The sequence below is a fragment of the Neisseria bacilliformis genome (assembly GCF_014055025.1).
Taxonomy (GTDB): Bacteria; Pseudomonadota; Gammaproteobacteria; order Burkholderiales; family Neisseriaceae; genus Neisseria; species Neisseria bacilliformis.
On sequence record NZ_CP059571.1, the window covers coordinates 1,208,413 to 1,227,188 of the forward strand.

The following is an 18,776-nucleotide window of genomic DNA, read 5'->3' on the forward strand; positions in this document are numbered from 1 at the left end:
ACACAGGCCGTCTGAAAACCGATAATCAGGCGGGATAAGGCGGCGGGGCGCGTTTTTGGGGCAAAACGGATGGGAAAGGCCGTCTGAAAAGTTTTCAGACGGCCTTTTGCTGCTGTTTTTAAACGGATTAGGCGCGTTTGCGGAATTCGCCGGTGCGGGTGTCGATTTCCACTTTGTCGCCGTTTTCGATGTAGGACATCACTTGGATTTCGGTGCCGCCGACCAGACGCGCGGTTTTCATCACTTTGCCGGAGGTGTCGCCTTTGACGGCCGGCTCGGTGTATTCTACTTCGCGCACGATGATGGTGGGCAGTTCCACGGAAATCGGGTTGCCTTCGTAGAAGGTAACTTCGCACACGTCTTCCATGCCGTCAACGATGAATTTGAGTGCGTCGCCGATGTTTTCGGCTTCGATTTCGTATTGGTTGAACTCGTCGTCCATGAAGACGTACATCGGGTCGGCAAAGTAGCTGTATGTGCAGTTTTTGCGCGCCAAAACGACCACGTCGAATTTGTCGTCGGCTTTGTAGATGGTTTCGGAGGCCGCGCCGGTGAGCAGGTTTTTCAGCTTCATGCTCACTTTGGCCGAGGAGCGGCCGCCTTTGATGTATTCGGTTTTCTGCACCACCATCGGGTCGTTGCCGACCATAAATACGTTACCGGCGCGCAGTTCTTGTGCGGTTTTCATGCTGTTGTGTCCAATCTGTCTGGTCAAAAATAAAAGCGCGGCATTTTAGCGGCGTTTGATGAAGTTTGCCAGTTTTTCCGCCGCCGTCGGCTGCGCAAAGAGCTTTTGCCGCCACGCCTGCGCGGCTTGCCGCCATGCGCTCATGTGTTCGTTTAAAAACAGCCAGTGCGCCAGCCGCTCTTCGTTTTTCAGACGGCCTTTTCCGTTGATTTCTTCCGATAGGGCGCGGTGGGTGGCGGCGGCTTCGGGCGGAAACAGCGGGTAAACCTTCTGCCAGAAGGCGGACAGTTTGTCCAAATGCGCCATTTCGTCCTGCGGGTAGATGTGCCAGAAAAACGGCTTGCCGGCGAGCTGGGCGCGCACGAAGCTGTCTTCGCCGCGCACGATGAGGCCGTCTGAAAGATGCAGCAGGCGGTCGAAATCGTGTTGCGGCACAAAGGGCAGGCGCGCGAGGCGCACACAGGCCGTCTGAAAAACGTCGCCGTCGCGGTTGAGGCACTCCTGCGGGATGATGCCGGACTGTTTCAGGCTGTCTGCAACTTGAGTGCCGCAGAGCAGCAGCGTCATCGCTTCGCCCGCCGCCTGCCAGGTGCGCAGCCAGTCGGCCCACACGCCGCTGCGGTAGCCGAACAGCAGCCATTCGGGCGCGTTTCTTTCCGGCAAACCGAGCTGCCGTCTGAAAAGCGGCGGGTCGCAGCGGCAGAGTTCGGTATAGTTTTTTTCGCGCAGCAGTCCGCCGCCGCGTTCGTCGAAACCCATCAGCCAGAAAAACTTTTCCGTACCGTCGGCCTGCGGCGAAGGCTTGCCGTGCATGGCCGCCGCCCATTCCTCCGCGCTGAGGTATTCCCAGTTCAGCCACAGGGCTTTTTGCCGCGCGATGCTTTTTTTCACATCCTCGGGCAGATTGCAGCCGAAGGTTTCGATAACGATGTCGGCAGTTTCGTCCCACTGCGGCATGTCGCCGCCTTCGCGCCACAGCCGCAAATCCGTGTCGCGGTAGCGGCAGGGCAGCGCGGGCAGGCCGGGGCAGAGGGCGCGCAAGGCCGCTTCGTCGTCCAGCCACAGGGTAACGCGCCAGCGGCATTCGTTTTGCAGAATGCGCGCCAGCCGCCAGCTGACGCCGATGTCGCCGAAATTGTCGATCACCGTGCAGAAAATATGGCAGGAAGGGGACGTGTTCATCGGGGGTCATCCGTAAAGTCTAATCGGACGGCGGTTTTACCCCCTTGCGCCGTTTTGTCAAGCGCAAACGGGCGGAAAAATATCTTTTTATCCACACCAAACGGAAATATCTGAATGCCATAAGAAAATTTCAAATCTGCCTCTTGACAAGGTATTATGTTATTTAACAATATGATTATAAAAGATTTATTTAAATGCCTATTTTTTAATCAAAACGGGGAGAACCACAGATAATTGGCAAAATCCGCCGCCGCCCACAAAAAACCCACAAACTTATCCACAACTTTTGTGGGCAACTCGGCGAAGCCTTGTTTTATCGCGGATTTGCCGCAAAACGCACGTTCGGCTTTGCGTTTGAACGGCATCCGAACCGTGGCAGAGGCCGTCCCCGTCAGTACTCCTGCGGAGCATAAACGCGGGGATGACGTTTCTGAAAGCGCAGCTTCGGCGTGGCCACAACGCCGCTGCCGCTTGGAACATAGCGGACAAGGCATACCCGCCTGCGCCCGTCGGCGGCAAAATCCGGCAACCTGCCGCCGGTTTTATTATTTGCGGTAAATATTTGGTTAGAAAAAACAGGAAACTGAAAATTCTCCATCGGATTTTTCTTTCAAAACGCTTGCGGCGGCGGGGAAAAATACGCATAATGCGCCCTTCTTTCAGCCGGTGTAGCTCAGTTGGTAGAGCACCTGACTTGTAATCAGGGGGTCGCGAGTTCGAATCCTGCCGCCGGCACCAATACAAAACAGCCCGATTTTGCAATCGGGCTGTTTTTCCGCGTGCCGTTTACGGGCGGGCGGCGGGGCGGCCGTTGCGGTAGAGCTGGTGGCGCAGGATTTTGCCGTCGGGGGCGTAGACGGTGAGGGTGCCGTCTTGGGGGTGCGCGTCGGCGGTGAACAGGGTGGCGCGGGTGAGCGGCATGGGGTCGGTGCGTTTTGCGCCGCCCTCTTCGTAGAAGTCCTGCACCAGGTATTCGTTGTCGCCGCGTTTGCTAAGCAGCTGGCGGTAGCTGCCGCCTTTTGCGGGGTTGTCGGTGGGTTGTCCGTCGGCGGTAAAGCGGACAACAACGGTTTCTTCTTTGGAGTCGGGGGTGTAGGCGTCGGGAGCTTTTTTGCCGCCGACGGGGATGCTGACGGATGTGCCGAGGCCGAGATGGCGGCCGAAGCCACCGATGCCGAGGTTGACGGACGAGCCGGAACAGGCGGCGAGGGTGGCGGCGGCGAGGGTGAGAAGGACGGTTTTTTTCATGTGTTTGATCCTTGCGGTTGGAAATGCGGGCAGTATAGCGGAAACGGCGGGGCAGGGGATGGAAAGGGGTTTGCGTTTTTGTTTGCGGCGTTGGGGACGGCGGTTTTTTTAAGTGAAGAGGCCGTCTGAAAACTGTTTTTCAGACGGCCTTTTTGGGTGTTAATGGTCGGGAATCTGTGATGCGGCGGGGAACGTGTGCGTCGCTTTGGGGCGATGCGCCCTACCTCGTTATCCGTTTGTCCGTTGCCGGTTGTTTTTTTTAAAGAAGAGGCCGTCTGAAAAACTGTTTTTCAGACGGCCTTTTTGCTTTGCTGCGTTTGCCGGTTTACTCTTTCAAACGGAATTCGGCGGCGCGGGCGTGGGCGGTGAGGCTTTCGCCGTGCGCGAGCAGGCTGGCGGTGCGGCCGAGTTTTTGCGCGCCGGCTTCGGAAACCTGTATTAGGCTGGAACGTTTTTGGAAGTCGTATGTGCCCAGCGGGGAGGAGAAGCGGGCGGTGCGGCTGGTGGGCAGGACGTGGTTGGGGCCGGCGCAGTAGTCGCCGAGGCTTTCGCTGGTGTAGCGTCCCATGAAGATTGCGCCGGCGTGGCGGATTTTTTGCGCCCAGTGCTGCGGGTTTTCCACGGAGAGTTCGAGGTGTTCGGGGGCGATGTGGTTGGCGATTTCGCAGGCTTCGTCCAGGTCGCGCGCGAGTATCGTTGCGCCACGGCCGCTGAGGGAGGCTTCGATGATGGCGCGGCGGGGCATGGTTTGTATCAGGCGGTTCATGGCGGCTTCAACGTCGTCGAGATACTGCTGCGAGGTGGCGATGAGGATGGCTTGGGCGATTTCGTCGTGTTCGGCCTGGCTGAACAGGTCCATCGCCACCCAGTCGGCGGGGGTGCTGCCGTCGGCGATGACGAGGATTTCGGAGGGGCCGGCCACCATGTCGATGCCGACGACGCCGAACACGCGGCGTTTGGCGGCGGCGACGAAGGCGTTGCCCGGGCCGGTGATTTTGTCCACTTGGGGGATGCTTTGGGTGCCGTAGGCCAGTGCGGCGACGGCCTGCGCGCCGCCGACGGTGTAGGCGCGGGTTACGCCGGCGACGTGGGCGGCGGCCAGTACGATGTCGTTGCGCTCGCCTTTGGGGGTGGGGACGACCATGATGATTTCGCCGACGCCGACAACGTGGGCGGGCATGGCGTTCATGATGACGGAGCTGGGGTAGGCGGCTTTGCCGCCGGGGACGTAGATGCCGACGGAATCGAGCGGGGTGATTTGCTGGCCGAGCAGGGTGCCGTCTTCGTCGGTGTAGCTCCACGATTCCATTTTCTGGCGGCGGTGGTAGCTTTCTACGCGGTGGGCGGCGGTTTGCAGGGCGGTTTGGATGTCGCGCGGCAGGCGGTCGAAGGCGGCCTGCAATTCGTGCTGCGTCAATGTGAGGTCGGCCATGCTTTGCGCGTCGGTGCCGTCGAAGCGGTTGGTGTATTCGATGAGGGCATCGTCGCCGCGCCGCTGTACGTCGGCGCAGATGTCGGCGACGATGCGTTCGGTTTCGGGGTTTTGCGCGGTTTCAAAGGCGAGCAGGGCTTGGAGTTCGGCTTGGAAGGCGGGGGAGCGGGTGTCGAGTTTTTTCATGGTGTTGTTCCGTGGGCGGATTTGGTTTGGGTGTGGCGCACATGTTTTCAGACGGCCTTTGCGGTGTTTGAGGCCGTCTGAAAATGTTTGCGCGGCGGGCGGGAGGCGGGCTGCTTTATACCATTTGCCGCAGGGGACGGACAACGGGGCGGGGGGCAAAAGGTTGAGGCTGTCTGCAAAACGGTTTCGGTTGGGCAAACCTGCTTTCAGACGGCCTCTGCCGCTGAGGCCGGTGCGTTGCGGGCGGTGTGGCGAACCGGTTTGAAACCCGTATCGTGCGGACGGGAAACAGGCCGTCTGAAAAGGCGGAAACTGCGTTTTCAGACGGCCTGTGCAACACTATCGTGCCGGAATATTTTTTAGCTCGAAGTTGAAGCCTATTTTGTCGATTTTTGCTTCTTTGGCAATTTCTACCGCAGAGATTACTGTTTCATAATCGGCATCTTTTGAGGCATCAACCGCCAAAACAGCATTATTTTTTGGGTTTTTTGCTTTTATTTCAGCAACTACCTGCTCAAATGCCGATTTTAAATTTTCTTTGGCGATAGGTGTGGTCTCTCGGTTTAGATAGTATTTTCCTGCATCATCAACGGTAAGCCACACGGGATCAGTTGGTTGCTTCCCATCTACATCTTGCGCATTTTCTGATGCAGTGGGCAAATCAATTTGGATGGAGTGGGTCAGCACGGGCATGGTGATCATGAAGACGATGAGCAGCACGAGCATCACGTCTACCAGCGGGGTTACGTTGATGTCGCTTACCGGTGCGTCATCGCCGCCTTCGTTCATGGAAAAGGACATGGCTTATTCTCCGTTTTTGTTGAGGATTTGCGCGTGCAGGTCGTGGCCGAAGGCGTTTAAGTCCTGCAACAGGGTTTTGTTGCCGCGCACGAGGAAGTTGTAGGCCAAAACGGCGGGGATGGCGGCGAAGAGGCCGACGGCGGTGGCGATCAGGGCTTCGCCGATGGGGCCGGCCACGGCGGCAATGCTGACCTGGCCGCTCTGGCCGATGTTGAGCAGGGCTTTGTGGATGCCCCACACGGTGCCGAACAGGCCGATGAAGGGCGCGCTCGAGCCGATGGAGGCCAGCGCGGTGAGGCCGCCGTCGAAGCGGCGCATGATTTGACTGATGTTGTATTGGATCTGGCGCATCAGGTAGGGGCCGAAGGGCACGCCGGAGGCGAGGTTGGCGTCTTTGTTGCGGTGGAAGGCTTCGTCGGTTTTGACCGCGTCCAGCAGCATGTCGCTCATCGGCGATTCGTTCTCGCGGGCGATTTTCACCGCTTCGTCGAGGGATTTTGCGTTCCAGATGAGGTCTTTGACGCGGGCGTTGCCCGCTTTGGCCTGGCGCAGTTTGATGGCGCGGACGATCATCACCGCCCAGGTGGCCATGCTCATGATGATGAGGATGATGAAGGCGGTGATGAGAACGAAGTCGCCTTGTTGGAAAACGTGTAATAAATTCATGTTGTCATGCTTCCTTGGTTGTTGATTTGAAAATTTTTCCGTTGAGGCCGTCTGAAAAGGGAGCTGCGGTTTTTCAGACGGCCCGTATGCGGTGTCGGCAAAAGGCTATTTTGAAAGTTCGAAGACGATTTTCGCGCCTTTGAAACGCACCCATTTGCCGTTGGTTTGGTAGTGGCCGCCGCGCGCGCCGCGTTCGGCGGCTTTGTCGAGGCGGGCGAAGCCGCTGCGTTTGACGATCTTCACGTCGGTTACACGGCCGCTGGGATCGACCAGCAGATCCATGACGACCGTGCCTTCTTCGTCGTTTTCCAGCGACATGGAAGGATATTCGGGGGTGGCGAGGCGGCCGCCGGCTTTGACGATGGCGTTGCCGACACTGCTGCCCGCGCCGTCGCCGCCGCCCGATCCGCCGCCGTCTCCCGGGCCTTTGCCCGGGCCGCTGCCGGAGCCTTCGCCCGTGCCGTCGCCGCCGCCTTTGCCGCCGCCCGTGCCGGTGCTGCCGGGTTTGCCGTGGGCTTTTGGGTCGGTGCCCTGGCCTTCGCCGCTGCCGGTGCCGCCGGGGGCGGTGAATTCGGGTTTTTTCGCCGGCTGCGGGGCAGGGGGCGCGGGGCGGGGTTCGGGCTTGGGAACTGGCTTGGGCTCGGATTCCGGCTTGGGCTCGGGTTTGGGTTTTTCTTCTTTCGGCACGCGGATGTCGGCCTTTTTGTCACGGGTGATCACCGGCTTAATTTTCGGTTTTTCCGGCTCTTTCACCACGGGCTTGGGTTTTTCCACGGGCTTGGGCGGCTCGGGTTTTTCCGGTTCGGGCTTGGCCGCTTCCGGCTGGGGCTCGGGGGCGGGCGCGGCTTCGGGCTCGCCGCCGCCCCCGCCGCCGGGCGGGCCGAAGCCGGCCAGATCGACAAACTCCATCTCCTCCACGGGCGGCGGAGGAGCGGTGGTGAGCAGCATGAGCAGGGCGAACAGAGCCGCGTGCATCAGTGCGACAAATACGGTTACGGAGAAGATTAGTAGGCGGTCGTTTTTCATAGGGGCGGCATACTAATTAATACTATTACTCGTTGCAAGCTGTTTTTTTTCAATCCGTTGTTTTCTCTTTACATAATAATTTTTTTATTCGGACGGGGTGGGGTTGCGGGAGCGGCAGCAGGCCGTCTGAAAACATGTCTTCGGCACGGCGAAAGATTCCCGCCGGTGCACCCGCAGCAGGCGGAAAAACATAAAAAGGCCGTCTGAAAACCGGATTTTGTGGTTTTCAGACGGCCTGTCGTACTGTCTGATGCTGCTTATTCGCTGCGTTTGACAAAGCGGTAGTAGATTTCGCCCTCTGCGATGTAGCCCAAGTCGGTGCGGGCGATTTCTTCGATGGCGTCGCGGCCGTTTTGCAGGTCGGCCACTTCGGCGGCGAGGGCGTTGTTGCGCAGCTCCAATACGCGGTTGGCAGCAAGCTGCGCCTGCACGCGCCGATCGATCTGCGCAAGGTCTTCATAGCTGCCCTTGCCTGCCCACAGTTTGTATTGGAAATGACCCAGCGCGGCCAGCAGCACCAGCGTTACCCACTTCATAACGCGGCCTTAGCGGCTGATTTGGTAGAACGCGGCTTTGCCCGGATACCAGGCCGCTTCGCCCAGCTCTTCTTCGATGCGCAAGAGTTGGTTGTATTTGGCCATGCGGTCGGAGCGCGAGAGCGAGCCGGTTTTGATCTGCATGCAGTTGGTGGCGACGGCCAGATCGGCGATGGTGGAATCTTCGGTTTCGCCCGAGCGGTGGCTCATGATGCTGGTGTAGCGGCTGCGTTTGGCCAGCTCCACGGCTTTGAGGGTTTCGCTCAGCGTGCCGATTTGGTTCACTTTTACCAACAGGGCGTTGGCGATGCCGTCTTTGATGCCTTCGGCGAGGATTTTCGGGTTGGTAACAAACAGGTCGTCGCCGACGAGCTGCACTCTGCCGCCGAGTTTGGCGGTGAGCAGCTTCCAGCCTTCGCGGTCGTTTTCGTCCATGCCGTCTTCAATGGAAACAATGGGATATTTGTCGGCGAGGCGGGCGAGGTAGTCAGCGAATTCCGCGCCGGTGAGGGCGAGTTTTTCGGCGGAGAGGTGGTATTTGCCGTCTTTGTAAAACTCGCTGGACGCGCAGTCGAGGGCGAACAGCACGTCTTCGCCGGTTTTGTAGCCTGCCGCTTCCACGGCTTCCTGCATCAGTTGCAGGGCTTCTTCGTGGGTGGACAGGTTGGGCGCGAAGCCGCCTTCGTCGCCCACGGTGGTGGGATAGCCTTTTCTGTCGCACAGCTTTTTCAGGGCGTGGAACACTTCCGCGCCGCAGCGCAGGGCTTCGCGGAAGGTGGGCGCGCCGACGGGCATGATCATGAATTCCTGAATGTCCAGGCTGTTGTTGGCGTGCGCGCCGCCGTTGATGACGTTCATCATCGGCACGGGCATGGCCATCGGGCCTGCGCCGCCGAGGTAGCGGTAGAGCGGCAGGCCGGCGTCTTCGGCGGCGGCGCGGGCAACGGCCATCGATACGGCCAGCGTGGCGTTCGCGCCGAGGCGGCCTTTGTTTTCCGTGCCGTCGAGTTCGATCATGATTTTGTCGATGTAGCTTTGTTCGGACGCGTCAATGCCGATGAGGGCTTGGGCGATTTCGTTGTTGACGTGGGCAACGGCTTTGAGCACGCCTTTGCCCAGATAGCGGGCGGCGTCGCCGTCGCGCAGTTCGAGGGCTTCTTTCTGGCCGGTGGACGCGCCGCTGGGCACGGCGGCGCGACCCATCACGCCGCTTTCCAGCAAAACGTCGCATTCGACGGTGGGATTGCCGCGCGAGTCGAGAATTTCACGCGCGAGGATGTCGATGATGGCACTCATGGGGTTGGCTCCTAAATTTTGTGGGTTGGGATGGTGTGGGGAAGCGGCTGCCGCCGCGAAACCGCGTTTTCAGACGGCCTTACACTCGGCGGGGCGCAAACGGCGGGATTATACCTGCAGAGGCCGTCTGAAAGCTGTAAAACGGGGTTTAACTTCGCCGAAACTGTGTTTTCAGACGGCCTCAAACGCTGCAAAAACGCTTGATACGGGCGTTACGCCGCCAGCACTTCGATTCCGCCCAGATACGGGCGCAGGGCGGCGGGGATGGTGATGCTGCCGTCGGCGTTCTGATGGTTTTCCAGCACGGCCACCAGCGTGCGGCCGACGGCGAGGCCGGAGCCGTTGAGGGTGTGCACGAGGCGGTTTTTGCCGTTTTCGTCTTTGAAACGCGCCTTCATGCGGCGGGCTTGGAAGTCTTCGCAGTTGGAGCAGCTGGAAATTTCGCGGTAGGTGTTTTGCGCGGGCACCCACACTTCGAGGTCGTAGGTTTTCGCCGCGCCGAAGCCCATGTCGCCGGTGCAGAGGGTGATGACGCGGTAGGGAAGTTCCAGCAGTTGCAGGATTTTTTCGGCGTGGCCGACCATTTCTTCCAGCGCGGCGTAGGACGCTTCGGGGCGCACGATCTGCACCATTTCCACTTTGTCGAACTGGTGTTGGCGGATGAGGCCGCGCGTGTCTTTGCCGTGCGAGCCGGCTTCGCTGCGGAAACAGGGCGAGTGGGCGGTGAGTTTGAGCGGCAGTTCGGATGCGGGCAGGATGCGTTCGCGCACGGTGTTGGTGAGGGTAACTTCGGCGGTGGGAATCAGGTATTGCGTGGTTTTGGCTTCGTCGCCGCCACGGGTAACGTGGAACAGGTCTTCGCCGAATTTGGGCAGCTGGCCGGTGCCGAAGAGGGTGGTGTCGCTGACGATGTAGGGGGTGTAGCACTCGGTGTAGCCGTGCCGCTGCGTGTGGGTGTCGAGCATGAATTGGGCGAGGGCGCGGTGCAGGCGGGCGATTTTGCCTTTCATCAGGCTGAACCGCGCGCCGGAGAGGGCGGCGGCGGTTTCAAAATCGAGGCCGAGTTTTTCGCCCAAATCGACGTGGTCTTTCACGGGAAAATCGAACACGCGCGGCGTGCCGACGCGGCGCACTTCCACGTTTTGCGTTTCGTCGCGCCCCACAGGCACGCTCTCGTGCGGCAGGTTGGGGATGGCGGCGAGCCACGCGTCCAACTCGGCCTGCACGGCTTCCAAATCGGCGGCGGCCTGCTCCAAATCCGCCTTGATGCGGGCGACGGCGGCCATGGCGGCTTCGGCTTCTTCGTGTTTGCCCTGCCCTTTGAGCATGCCGATTTTCTTCGATTCGCCGTTGCGTTCGGCCTGCAATTCTTCGGTTTTCACCTGCAACAGCTTGCGCTTGTTTTCCAGCGCGTCAAAGCGCACGGTGTCAAAATCGAAGCCGCGCGCGGCCAGGCGGGCGGCTGCGGCGGCGGTGTCGTTGCGGAGGAGTTGGATGTCGAGCATGGCGCGTCCTTATTCGGTAAACAAAACGGCGTGCATTGTAAACGATTTTAAAGCGGGGAAAAACGGCGCGGCGGGCGTTTCAGACGGCCTCTGCCTATGGGCGGCAGAGAAAAGTCCAATCGGCGCGGCGGCGCGTTGCGGGTACAATCCGCCCCGGCCGTTTTCAGACGGCCTCTTTCATAAAACACATAACAGGAGCACCAAAATGGAACACAAACTGCCCGAACTGCCCTACGCCTTGGACGCGCTCGAACCGCACCTGTCCAAAGAAACGCTGGAATACCACTACGGCAAGCACCACCAAACCTACATCACCAACCTCAACAACCAAATCAAAGGCACCGAATTTGAAAACGCGTCTTTGGAAGAGATTGTGAAAAAAGCCGAAGGCGGCGTGTTCAACAACGCCGCGCAAACCTGGAACCACACCTTCTACTGGCTCGGCTTCACCCCCAAAGGCCAGGGCCGCCCCTCCGGAGCACTCGCCGAAGCCATCGACGCCAAATGGGGCAGTTTTGAAGCCTTCCAAAAAGCCTTCGACACCTGCGCCGTCGGCACCTTCGGCTCGGGCTGGGCATGGCTGGTGAAAACCCCGTCGGGCGAGTTGGATTTGGTCTCCACCTCCAACGCCGCCACCCCGCTCAACAGCGGCAACATCCCGCTGCTGACCTGCGACGTGTGGGAACACGCCTACTACATCGACTACCGCAACAGCCGCCCGAACTACCTCAACGGCTTCTGGGAAATCGTCAACTGGGACGAAGTCGCCCGCCGCTTCGCCGCATAAGGCTTCCGAATCCGGCATAAGCCGAAAAGGCCGTCTGAAAACCTGTTTTACGGGTTTTCAGACGGCCTTTTTGATTGGGAAAATCCGGCAACACTTTGATTGTTAAAACGCTCTACATACACCAGTTAGATATTTCCCCGTCTTCATCCCGGATGGTAAGGCGGGTGTGTTTTTTGATTTCGGCAAACAGTTTCAGCAAGTCATCTTTCACGGGCGGCGGGTGGGCGTTGATTTCCATCATGGCGGCGCACGAGGCGTGGTCGAAGCGGAATACGACATCCGGCATGGTCTGTCTGCCTGCGCCTTTGTTTGCCAACAGATAGACATCGTCGGATTGTTTTTCAAACGAGTCCGGCTTGGTAAAAAAATTCGACAAGCAGATCAAAGTTGTCCCTTATCCGGCATTTCGGTTCGGTGAAAATATACAGTTCGCACGACATATCGGTTTTCTTCGCTTGTTTCGGGCAGGGAAATCGTAAGAGGCCGTCTGAAAACCTGTTTTATGGGTTTTCAGACGGCCTGTGTTGTGCGTTTATGGGTTTAAACGCTTATTTCTTCTTCTGCGGCGGCAGGTCGGTACAAGTACCCATCGCTACTTCGGCGGCCATGCCGATGCTCTCGCCCAAAGTCGGGTGCGGGTGGATGGTTTTGCCGATGTCGGTCGCGTCGCAGCCCATTTCGATGGCCAGACAGATTTCGCCGATCATGTCGCCCGCGTGTGTGCCGACGATGCCGCCGCCGATAATCAGGCCGGTTTCGGCGTCGAAAATCAGCTTGGTAAAGCCTTCGTCGCGGCCGTTGGCAATCGCGCGGCCGGAAGCCGCCCACGGGAATACCGATTTGGTAATCTTGATGCCGTCGCGTTTTGCAATTTCTTCGGTAACGCCCACCCAAGCCACTTCAGGGTCGGTGTAGGCCACGCCCGGAATCACGCGGGCATCGAAGTAGGCTTTGTGGCCGGCGCAGTTTTCGGCGGCAACATGGCCTTCGTGTACGGCTTTGTGCGCCAGCATGGGCTGGCCAACCACGTCGCCGATGGCGTAGATGTGCGGCACGTTGGTGCGCATCTGTTTGTCCACTTCAATGAAACCACGTTCGGTAACGGCCACACCGGCTTTTTCCGCGCCGCACAGTTTGCCGTTGGGCGCACGGCCTGCGGCCACCAGCACCAAATCGTAACGCTGAGGCTCTTTCGGGGCTTTTTCGCCCTCGAAGCTCACATAAATGCCGTCTTCTTTGGCTTCAACCGCGACGGTTTTGGTGTTGGTCATGATGTTGTCGAAACGGTGTTCGTTCATCTTCTGCCACACTTTGACCAAATCGCGGTCTGCGCCCTGCATCAGGCCGTCCATCATTTCGACCACATCGAGGCGTGCGCCCAGCGTGCTGTACACCGTGCCCATTTCAAGGCCGATGATGCCGCCGCCGATCATCAGCATTTTCTGCGGTACTTGGCGCAATTCGAGCGCGCCGGTGGAATCGACAATGCGCGGATCTTGCGGGATAAACGGCAGGTTCACCACGCGGCTGCCCACGGCGATGATGGCGTTTTTGAACGCGATGGTTTTTTTCGCGCCGGTTTCGGTGATTTCGCCGTCGTATTTGGCCGCTTCGGTCAGTTTCACTTCGATGTGGTTCGCGCCGACAAATTCGCCTTTGCCCTGAATCACATCCACTTTGCGGCCTTTGGCCATGCCTGCCAAACCGCCGGTCAGACGGGCGACCACTTTTTCTTTATAGCCGCGCAACTCGTCGATATTGATTTCAGGCTCGGGGTATTTGATGCCGTTGGCGGCGAGGTGTTTCACTTCGTCGATGACCGCCGCATTGTGCAGCAGTGCTTTGGACGGGATACAGCCCACGTTCAGGCACACGCCGCCGAGGGTTTTGTACTGCTCGACGATGGCGACTTTCAAGCCTTCGTCGGCTGCGGCAAACGCGGCGGAATATCCGCCCGGGCCGCCGCCCAATACCACCACGTCGTATTCCGCGTCGGCTGTGCCTGCAAACGCGGCAGCCTGCGGCGCGGGGGCGGCGGCTTTGGGGGCTTCGGCCTGCGCTGCGGGCGCGGGTGCAACTTCGGCTTTGGGGGCTTCGGCCGCACCGGCCGCTTCAATCACGGCAATCAGGCCGCCTTCGGAGATTTTGTCGCCGACTTTGACTTTCACTTCTTTCACCACGCCTGCGGCTTCGGCAGGCACGTCCATCGTGGCTTTGTCGGTTTCCAAAGTAATCAGGGTGTCGTCAACGGCAATCGTGTCGCCGGCTTTGATTTCCACGGCAATGATGTCTACGTTTTCATGTCCGCCGATGTCGGGGACTTTTAATTCGATTAAACTCATTTCAAACCTTTCGCGGGCAGGCCGGTGTTTTCAGACGGCCTGCCGAATTCGATATTAAAAACTGGTTATGAAGGCAAATAATCCCAACACGATGCCTGGCGCGTTGGCGATGGCCACCGGCAGGTCGCGCGGTTTTTTGAATAATCCGTAAGCTACCCACAACGTACAGTTTATCGCCGCAGCCAAAGGTTGCCATGGCGAGCCTTTGTGTCCGGCCAGGTTGGCCTGAATCTGCGGGATGTAGGCCACATACATACACACGGCGGTGATGGTGGCGACAACAGACAGGATGCGGATCTGTTTTTCGTTCATTGATATCTCGATTTTAAAAGGAGGAAGGCCGTCTGAAACCGCCGGATTCGCGTTTTCAGACGGCCTTTTGCATCAAGAACCGTCCGAAATGCTTACAGCGTGATGCGGCGGAAATCTTTCAGCAGATTGGCCAAGAACACGGTGAAGCGCATACCGGCCGCGCCGTCGATGACGCGGTGGTCGAAGGACAGCGACAGCGGGCACATCAGGCGCGGCTCGAATGATGCGCCGTTCCATACCGGCTTCATCTGCGATTTGCACACGCCCAAAATGGCCACTTCGGGGGCGTTCACAATCGGGGTGAAGCCGGTGCCGCCGATGCCGCCGAGGCTGGAAATGGTGAAGCACGCACCCTGCATTTCCTGCGGTTTGAGCTTGCCTTCGCGGGCTTTTTTGCTCAACTCGGTCAGCTCTTGGCTGATTTGTTTCAAGCCTTTTTGGTCCACGTCTTTAATCACGGGCACAACCAGGCCGTTGGGGGTGTCGGCGGCGAAGCCGATATGGAAGTATTTTTTCAATACCAGATTGTCGCCGTCGAGCGATGCGTTGAAATCGGGGAAGGCTTTGAGGGCGGAGACGCTGGCTTTGATGATGAAGGCCAGCGGCGAGAGTTTCACGCCTTCGCGCTCCCATTCTTTGTTGAGCTGTTTGCGGAATTCTTCCAGCTCGGTCATGTCGGCGTCTTCGTGGACGGTAACGTGCGGGATCACCACCCAGTTGCGCGAGAGGTTTTGGCCGGAAATTTTCTTAATGCGCGACAACTCTTTGACTTCGATTTCGCCGAATTTGGCGAAATCGACTTTCGGCCAGGGCAGCAGGTCGAGGCCGCCGCCGAGGGATGCGCCTGCGGCGGCGGGTTTGCCCGCGCCGCCCTGCATGGCGGCTTTGACGAAGGATTTGATGTCGTCTTTGGTGATGCGGCCTTTGTTGCCGCTGCCTTTGACGAGGCTGAGATCCACGCCCAGTTCGCGGGCGAGTTTGCGGGCGGAGGGGCCGGCGTGGGCTTTGGCGAAACCGGCTTCGTTGACGGGGGTGCTGCCGAAGGCGGCAACGGGCGCAGCGGCCGCTACGGGGGCTGCGGCGGGCGCGGGGGCAGCCTGAACGGGTGCGGCCGGTGCGGGAGCAGGTGCTGCTGCGGCCGGTGCGGGTGCGGCGGCTGCGCCGGTGGTTTCGACTTCGATAATGGCGGTGCCTTCGGATACTTTGTCGCCCACTTTCAGGTAAACGGTTTTGACGACACCGGCGGCGGTGCAGGGCACGTCCATGGTGGCTTTGTCGGTTTCCAGGGTGATCAGGGTCTGGTCTTCGGCCACGGTGTCGCCGACTTTGATTTCGACGGCGATGACATCCACGTCGGTATGGCCGCCGATGTCGGGTACGACAACCTGCACGGTTGCGCCGCCTGCGGGGGCGGGGGCAGCCTGAACGGGGGCGGCGGGCTGTTCGGCCGGAGCGGCTGCGGCAGGCGCGGGGGCGGCTGCGGCGGCTGCGCCGGTTTCGACGGTGAGGATGACGCCGCCTTCGGAGATTTTGTCGCCGACTTTGACGCGCACTTCTTTGACGACGCCGGCATCGGTGGCGGGCACGTCCATGGTGGCTTTGTCGGTTTCGAGGGTGATCAGGGTGTCGTCCACGGCGATGGTGTCGCCGGCTTTGACTTCTACGGCGATGATGTCCACGTTTTCGTGGCCGCCGATGTCGGGGACTTTGATTTCTACAATGCTCATGATTTTCCTTAGTTTATTCGTTAGGGAAAGGGTTTCAGGCTGCTTTGGAGGCCGTCTGAAAGCCTTTCGGAGGCAGCCTGAAAACGGTAAAGCGGGTTTTCAGACTGCCTTGTCTGCCACGGATCAGCGTTTCCAGCTGGGGGCGACGTCGGCTTGGATGCCGTATTTTTCGATGGCCTGCTGGACGGTTTTTTTGTCGATTTTGCCCTGGTCGGCCAGTGCACTGAGGGCGGTTACGGCGACGTGGTAGCGGTCGACTTCAAAGAAGGAGCGCAGGTTGGCGCGGCTGTCGGAGCGGCCGAATCCGTCGGTGCCGAGGACGTGGTAGTCGTTGGGGATGTAGGCACGGATGCGGTCGGCGAAGCTGCGGATGTAGTCGGTGGCGGCGACTACGGGGCCTTCGTGGCCTTGAAGCTGGGCGGTTACGAAGGGGGTTTTGCGCTCGCCCAGCGGGTGCAGGCGGTTGTAGCGTTCGGCTTCGATGGCGTCGCGGTGCAGCAGGTTGAAGGAGGGGCAGGACCAAATGTCGGCTTCGATGCCGAAGTCGTTTTTCAGCAGGTCGGCGGCGTGGATGACTTCCCGTAAGATGGTGCCGGAACCCATGAGCTGTACGCGTTTGTCGCCTTTGCCGCCTTCGCGCAGCAGGTACATGCCTTTGAGGATCTGTTCTTCGATGCCTTCGCGCTGCGGCAGGGCGGGATGGGTGTAGTTTTCGTTCATCAGGGTGATGTAGAAGAAGACGTCTTCGTTATCGACGTACATTCTCTGCAAGCCGCTGTGGACGATTACGGCCACTTCGTAGGAGAAGGTGGGGTCGTAGGACACGCAGTTGGGGATGATGTCGGCCTGTACCTGGCTGTGGCCGTCTTCGTGCTGCAAGCCTTCGCCGTTGAGGGTAGTGCGGCCGGCGGTGCCGCCCAGGAGGAAGCCGCGCGCGTGCATGTCGCCCGCCGCCCAGGCCAAGTCGCCGACGCGCTGGAAGCCGAACATGGAGTAGTAGATGTAGAACGGGATCATGGCGAAGCGGTTGTTGGCGTAGCTGCTGGCTGCGGCAATCCAGTCGGCCATCGCGCCGGGTTCGTTGATGCCTTCCTGCAAAATCTGGCCGTCCACGCTCTCTTTGTAGAACATGAGCTGGTCTTTGTCCTGCGGGGTGTACTGCTGGCCTTTGGGGTTCCAGATGCCGTATTGGCGGAACATGCCCTCCATGCCGAAGGTGCGGCTTTCGTCGGGGACGATGGGGACGATGCGGCGACCGATTTGTTTGTCTTTGAGCAGGGTGGCGAGGATGCGCACGAAAGCCATGGTGGTGGAGAATTCGCGCTCGCCGCTGGATTGGAGCTGGGCGTCGAAGTCGCCCAGGGCGGGGATGGGCAGGGCTTCGGTGTTGGGGTTGCGCTGGGGCAGGTAGCCGCCGAGGCTGCTGCGGCGTTCGCGCAGGTACTGCATTTCGGGGCTGTCTTCGGGGAAGCGGAAGTAGGGCAGATCGCCGCTTTCAATTTGCTCGTCGCTTACGTCGATGCCGAAGCGGTCGCGGAACTGTTTGAGCGAGGCTTTGTCCATTTTTTTCGCCTGGTGGGCGATGTTCTGGCCTTCGCCGGACGCGCCCATGCCGTAGCCTTTGATGGTTTTGGCGAGGATAACGGTGGGGCGGCCGTCGGGATGGTTCACGGCTTCATAGTAGGCGGCATAGACTTTGTGCGGGTCGTGGCCACCACGGTTCAGCGCCCAGATTTCGTCGTCGGACATGTCGGCAACGAGGGCTTTGAGTTCGGGGGTGTTGAAGAAGTGCTCGCGCACATACGCGCCGTCTTTGGATTTGAAGGTCTGGTAGTCGCCGTCGAGACATTCTTCCATGCGCTGTTTGAGGGCGTTGTTGGTGTCGCGGGCGAGCAGGCCGTCCCAGCGGCTGCCCCAGATAACTTTCAGCACGTTCCAGCCCGCGCCACGGAAGTTGCCTTCCAGTTCTTGGATGATTTTGCCGTTGCCGCGCACCGGGCCGTCGAGGCGTTGCAGGTTGCAGTTGATGACGAAAATCAGGTTATCCAAGCCTTCGCGGGCGGCCAGCGCGATCGCGCCCTGGCTTTCGGGCTCGTCCATTTCACCGTCGCCGCAGAAACACCACACTTTGCGGCCTTTGGTTTTGGCCAGGCCGCGCGATTCCAGATATTTTAGGAAACGCGCCTGATAAATCGCCATCAAAGGGCCCAGACCCATCGATACGGTGGGGAACTGCCAGAAGTCGGGCAACAGGTGCGGGTGCGGGTAGGAGGGCAGACCTTTGCCGGCGGCCTCTTGGCGGAAGTTGTCGAGCTGTTCGTCGGTGAGGCGGCCTTCAACGTAGGCGCGGGCGTAGAAGCCGGGCGCGGAGTGGCCTTGAATGTAGATCAAATCGCCTTCTTCACCGGCCGCTTCGTTTTTGGCGCGCCAGAAGTGGTTGAAGCCCACGTCGTACAGGGTGGCGGCAGACTGGAAGGAGGCGATGTGGCCGCCCAGTTCCAGATTTTTCTTGCCTGCGCGCAGCACCATCGCCGCCGCGTTCCAGCGGATGATGGAGCGGATGCGGTGTTCGAGCTCGTGGTTGCCGGGCGATTTCTGCTCTTTGCCGGCGGGAATGGTGTTCAGATAGGCGGTCGTCGCATCAAACGGCAGGTGTACCCCGCGCCGGCGGGTGTATTTCACCAGGTTTTCCAATAGGAAATGCGCCCGTTCCGAGCCTTCGTTTTCCAGCACGGAACTGAGCGCATCCAGCCATTCTTGGGTTTCGATCGGGTCGATGTCGTTGGGTTTGTTGGACATGGATTATTCCTTCTATATTTGAGAGTTACGGAACACGGCGGAGCCGCCCTTGTGATGCAGCGGGGCAGGCCGTCTGAAAAAAGAGAAAACGGCCTGCGCCCGTGTGTCGGTTCTCCGACTGCCTGCCGCGCGTTTGCGGCGGTTGGGCAGGCGGGATTGATTGGTGCAAAATGCTATCAGTTATCGGCGGGGATTGCAAATCCGGCGGCGGGTTTGTTTGTGCGGAATCAAAAAACACGCGCG

The 18,776-nt window shown here is 59.6% G+C and carries 17 protein-coding genes and 1 tRNA gene; 2 read left to right on the top strand and 16 right to left on the bottom strand.

Features of this window, described 5'->3' with window-relative positions; translation table 11 throughout:
* Positions 1-127 precede the first annotated feature (127 nt).
* The 3 genes from efp to H3L91_RS06095 form a co-directional block, all read right to left on the bottom strand.
* On the bottom strand, positions 128-688 hold the full coding sequence (efp, locus tag H3L91_RS06085; RefSeq protein ID WP_007342735.1) for an elongation factor P: 561 nt from the start codon (positions 686-688) through the stop codon (positions 128-130).
* Between the two features lie 45 nt (positions 689-733).
* A complete protein-coding gene (gene earP / locus H3L91_RS06090; RefSeq protein ID WP_007342736.1) occupies positions 734-1,870 on the bottom strand; it encodes an elongation factor P maturation arginine rhamnosyltransferase EarP in 1,137 nt (378 codons plus the stop codon).
* Positions 1,871-2,261: 391 nt separating this feature from the next.
* Positions 2,262-2,468, bottom strand: coding sequence for a hypothetical protein (locus H3L91_RS06095; RefSeq protein ID WP_007342739.1), 207 nt, complete (start codon positions 2,466-2,468; stop codon positions 2,262-2,264).
* Between the two features lie 64 nt (positions 2,469-2,532).
* Here H3L91_RS06095 and H3L91_RS06100 point away from each other — a divergent pair.
* Positions 2,533-2,608 (top strand) — tRNA-Thr (locus tag H3L91_RS06100).
* 48 nt (positions 2,609-2,656) lie between these two features.
* Here H3L91_RS06100 and H3L91_RS06105 read toward each other — a convergent pair.
* From H3L91_RS06105 to serS, 8 genes are all read right to left on the bottom strand, one after another.
* Positions 2,657-3,118, bottom strand: coding sequence for a hypothetical protein (locus H3L91_RS06105; RefSeq protein ID WP_040658876.1), 462 nt, complete (start codon positions 3,116-3,118; stop codon positions 2,657-2,659).
* Between the two features lie 325 nt (positions 3,119-3,443).
* Positions 3,444-4,736 carry a histidinol dehydrogenase gene (gene hisD, locus H3L91_RS06110; protein WP_040659495.1) on the bottom strand — a complete coding sequence of 431 codons (1,293 nt, stop codon included), beginning with the start codon at positions 4,734-4,736 and terminating at the stop codon, positions 3,444-3,446.
* A gap of 339 nt (positions 4,737-5,075) precedes the next feature.
* On the bottom strand, positions 5,076-5,537 hold the full coding sequence (locus H3L91_RS06115; protein WP_007342742.1) for an ExbD/TolR family protein: 462 nt from the start codon (positions 5,535-5,537) through the stop codon (positions 5,076-5,078).
* A gap of 3 nt (positions 5,538-5,540) precedes the next feature.
* The gene (locus tag H3L91_RS06120; protein WP_007342743.1) at positions 5,541-6,203 is read right to left on the bottom strand and encodes a MotA/TolQ/ExbB proton channel family protein; all 663 of its coding nucleotides are present in this window, start codon (positions 6,201-6,203) and stop codon (positions 5,541-5,543) included.
* Between the two features lie 105 nt (positions 6,204-6,308).
* Positions 6,309-7,229, bottom strand: coding sequence for an energy transducer TonB (locus H3L91_RS06125; RefSeq protein WP_007342744.1), 921 nt, complete (start codon positions 7,227-7,229; stop codon positions 6,309-6,311).
* 257 nt (positions 7,230-7,486) lie between these two features.
* Positions 7,487-7,765 (bottom strand): cell division protein FtsB, encoded by a 279-nt coding sequence (gene ftsB, locus H3L91_RS06130; RefSeq protein WP_007342745.1) that lies wholly within the window; start codon positions 7,763-7,765, stop codon positions 7,487-7,489.
* A 9-nt stretch (positions 7,766-7,774) separates the two neighbouring features.
* The gene (gene eno, locus H3L91_RS06135; protein WP_007342746.1) at positions 7,775-9,061 is read right to left on the bottom strand and encodes a phosphopyruvate hydratase; all 1,287 of its coding nucleotides are present in this window, start codon (positions 9,059-9,061) and stop codon (positions 7,775-7,777) included.
* A 212-nt stretch (positions 9,062-9,273) separates the two neighbouring features.
* Positions 9,274-10,566, bottom strand: a complete 1,293-nt coding sequence (gene serS, locus H3L91_RS06140; RefSeq protein WP_007342748.1) for a serine--tRNA ligase — start codon at positions 10,564-10,566, stop codon at positions 9,274-9,276.
* A 205-nt stretch (positions 10,567-10,771) separates the two neighbouring features.
* Here serS and H3L91_RS06145 point away from each other — a divergent pair, with 205 nt between their 5' ends.
* On the top strand, positions 10,772-11,353 hold the full coding sequence (locus tag H3L91_RS06145) for a superoxide dismutase (RefSeq protein ID WP_040658878.1): 582 nt from the start codon (positions 10,772-10,774) through the stop codon (positions 11,351-11,353).
* A 112-nt stretch (positions 11,354-11,465) separates the two neighbouring features.
* Here the strand turns inward: H3L91_RS06145 and H3L91_RS06150 are convergent, their stop codons facing one another.
* The 5 genes from H3L91_RS06150 to aceE form a co-directional block, all read right to left on the bottom strand.
* Entirely contained in the window at positions 11,466-11,639 is a 174-nt protein-coding gene (locus H3L91_RS06150; RefSeq protein ID WP_154647200.1) for a hypothetical protein, read from the bottom strand.
* 262 nt (positions 11,640-11,901) lie between these two features.
* The gene (gene lpdA / locus H3L91_RS06155) at positions 11,902-13,695 is read right to left on the bottom strand and encodes a dihydrolipoyl dehydrogenase (protein WP_007342751.1); all 1,794 of its coding nucleotides are present in this window, start codon (positions 13,693-13,695) and stop codon (positions 11,902-11,904) included.
* 54 nt (positions 13,696-13,749) lie between these two features.
* Positions 13,750-14,007: a SemiSWEET family transporter gene (locus tag H3L91_RS06160; RefSeq protein WP_007342752.1), complete on the bottom strand. Its 258-nt coding sequence runs from the start codon at positions 14,005-14,007 to the stop codon at positions 13,750-13,752.
* A gap of 92 nt (positions 14,008-14,099) precedes the next feature.
* Complete coding sequence (gene aceF / locus H3L91_RS06165) at positions 14,100-15,734, bottom strand: dihydrolipoyllysine-residue acetyltransferase (protein WP_007342754.1); 1,635 nt, start codon at positions 15,732-15,734, stop codon at positions 14,100-14,102.
* A gap of 123 nt (positions 15,735-15,857) precedes the next feature.
* Entirely contained in the window at positions 15,858-18,533 is a 2,676-nt protein-coding gene (aceE, locus tag H3L91_RS06170) for a pyruvate dehydrogenase (acetyl-transferring), homodimeric type (protein ID WP_007342755.1), read from the bottom strand.
* Between the last annotated feature and the right edge of the window lie 243 nt (positions 18,534-18,776).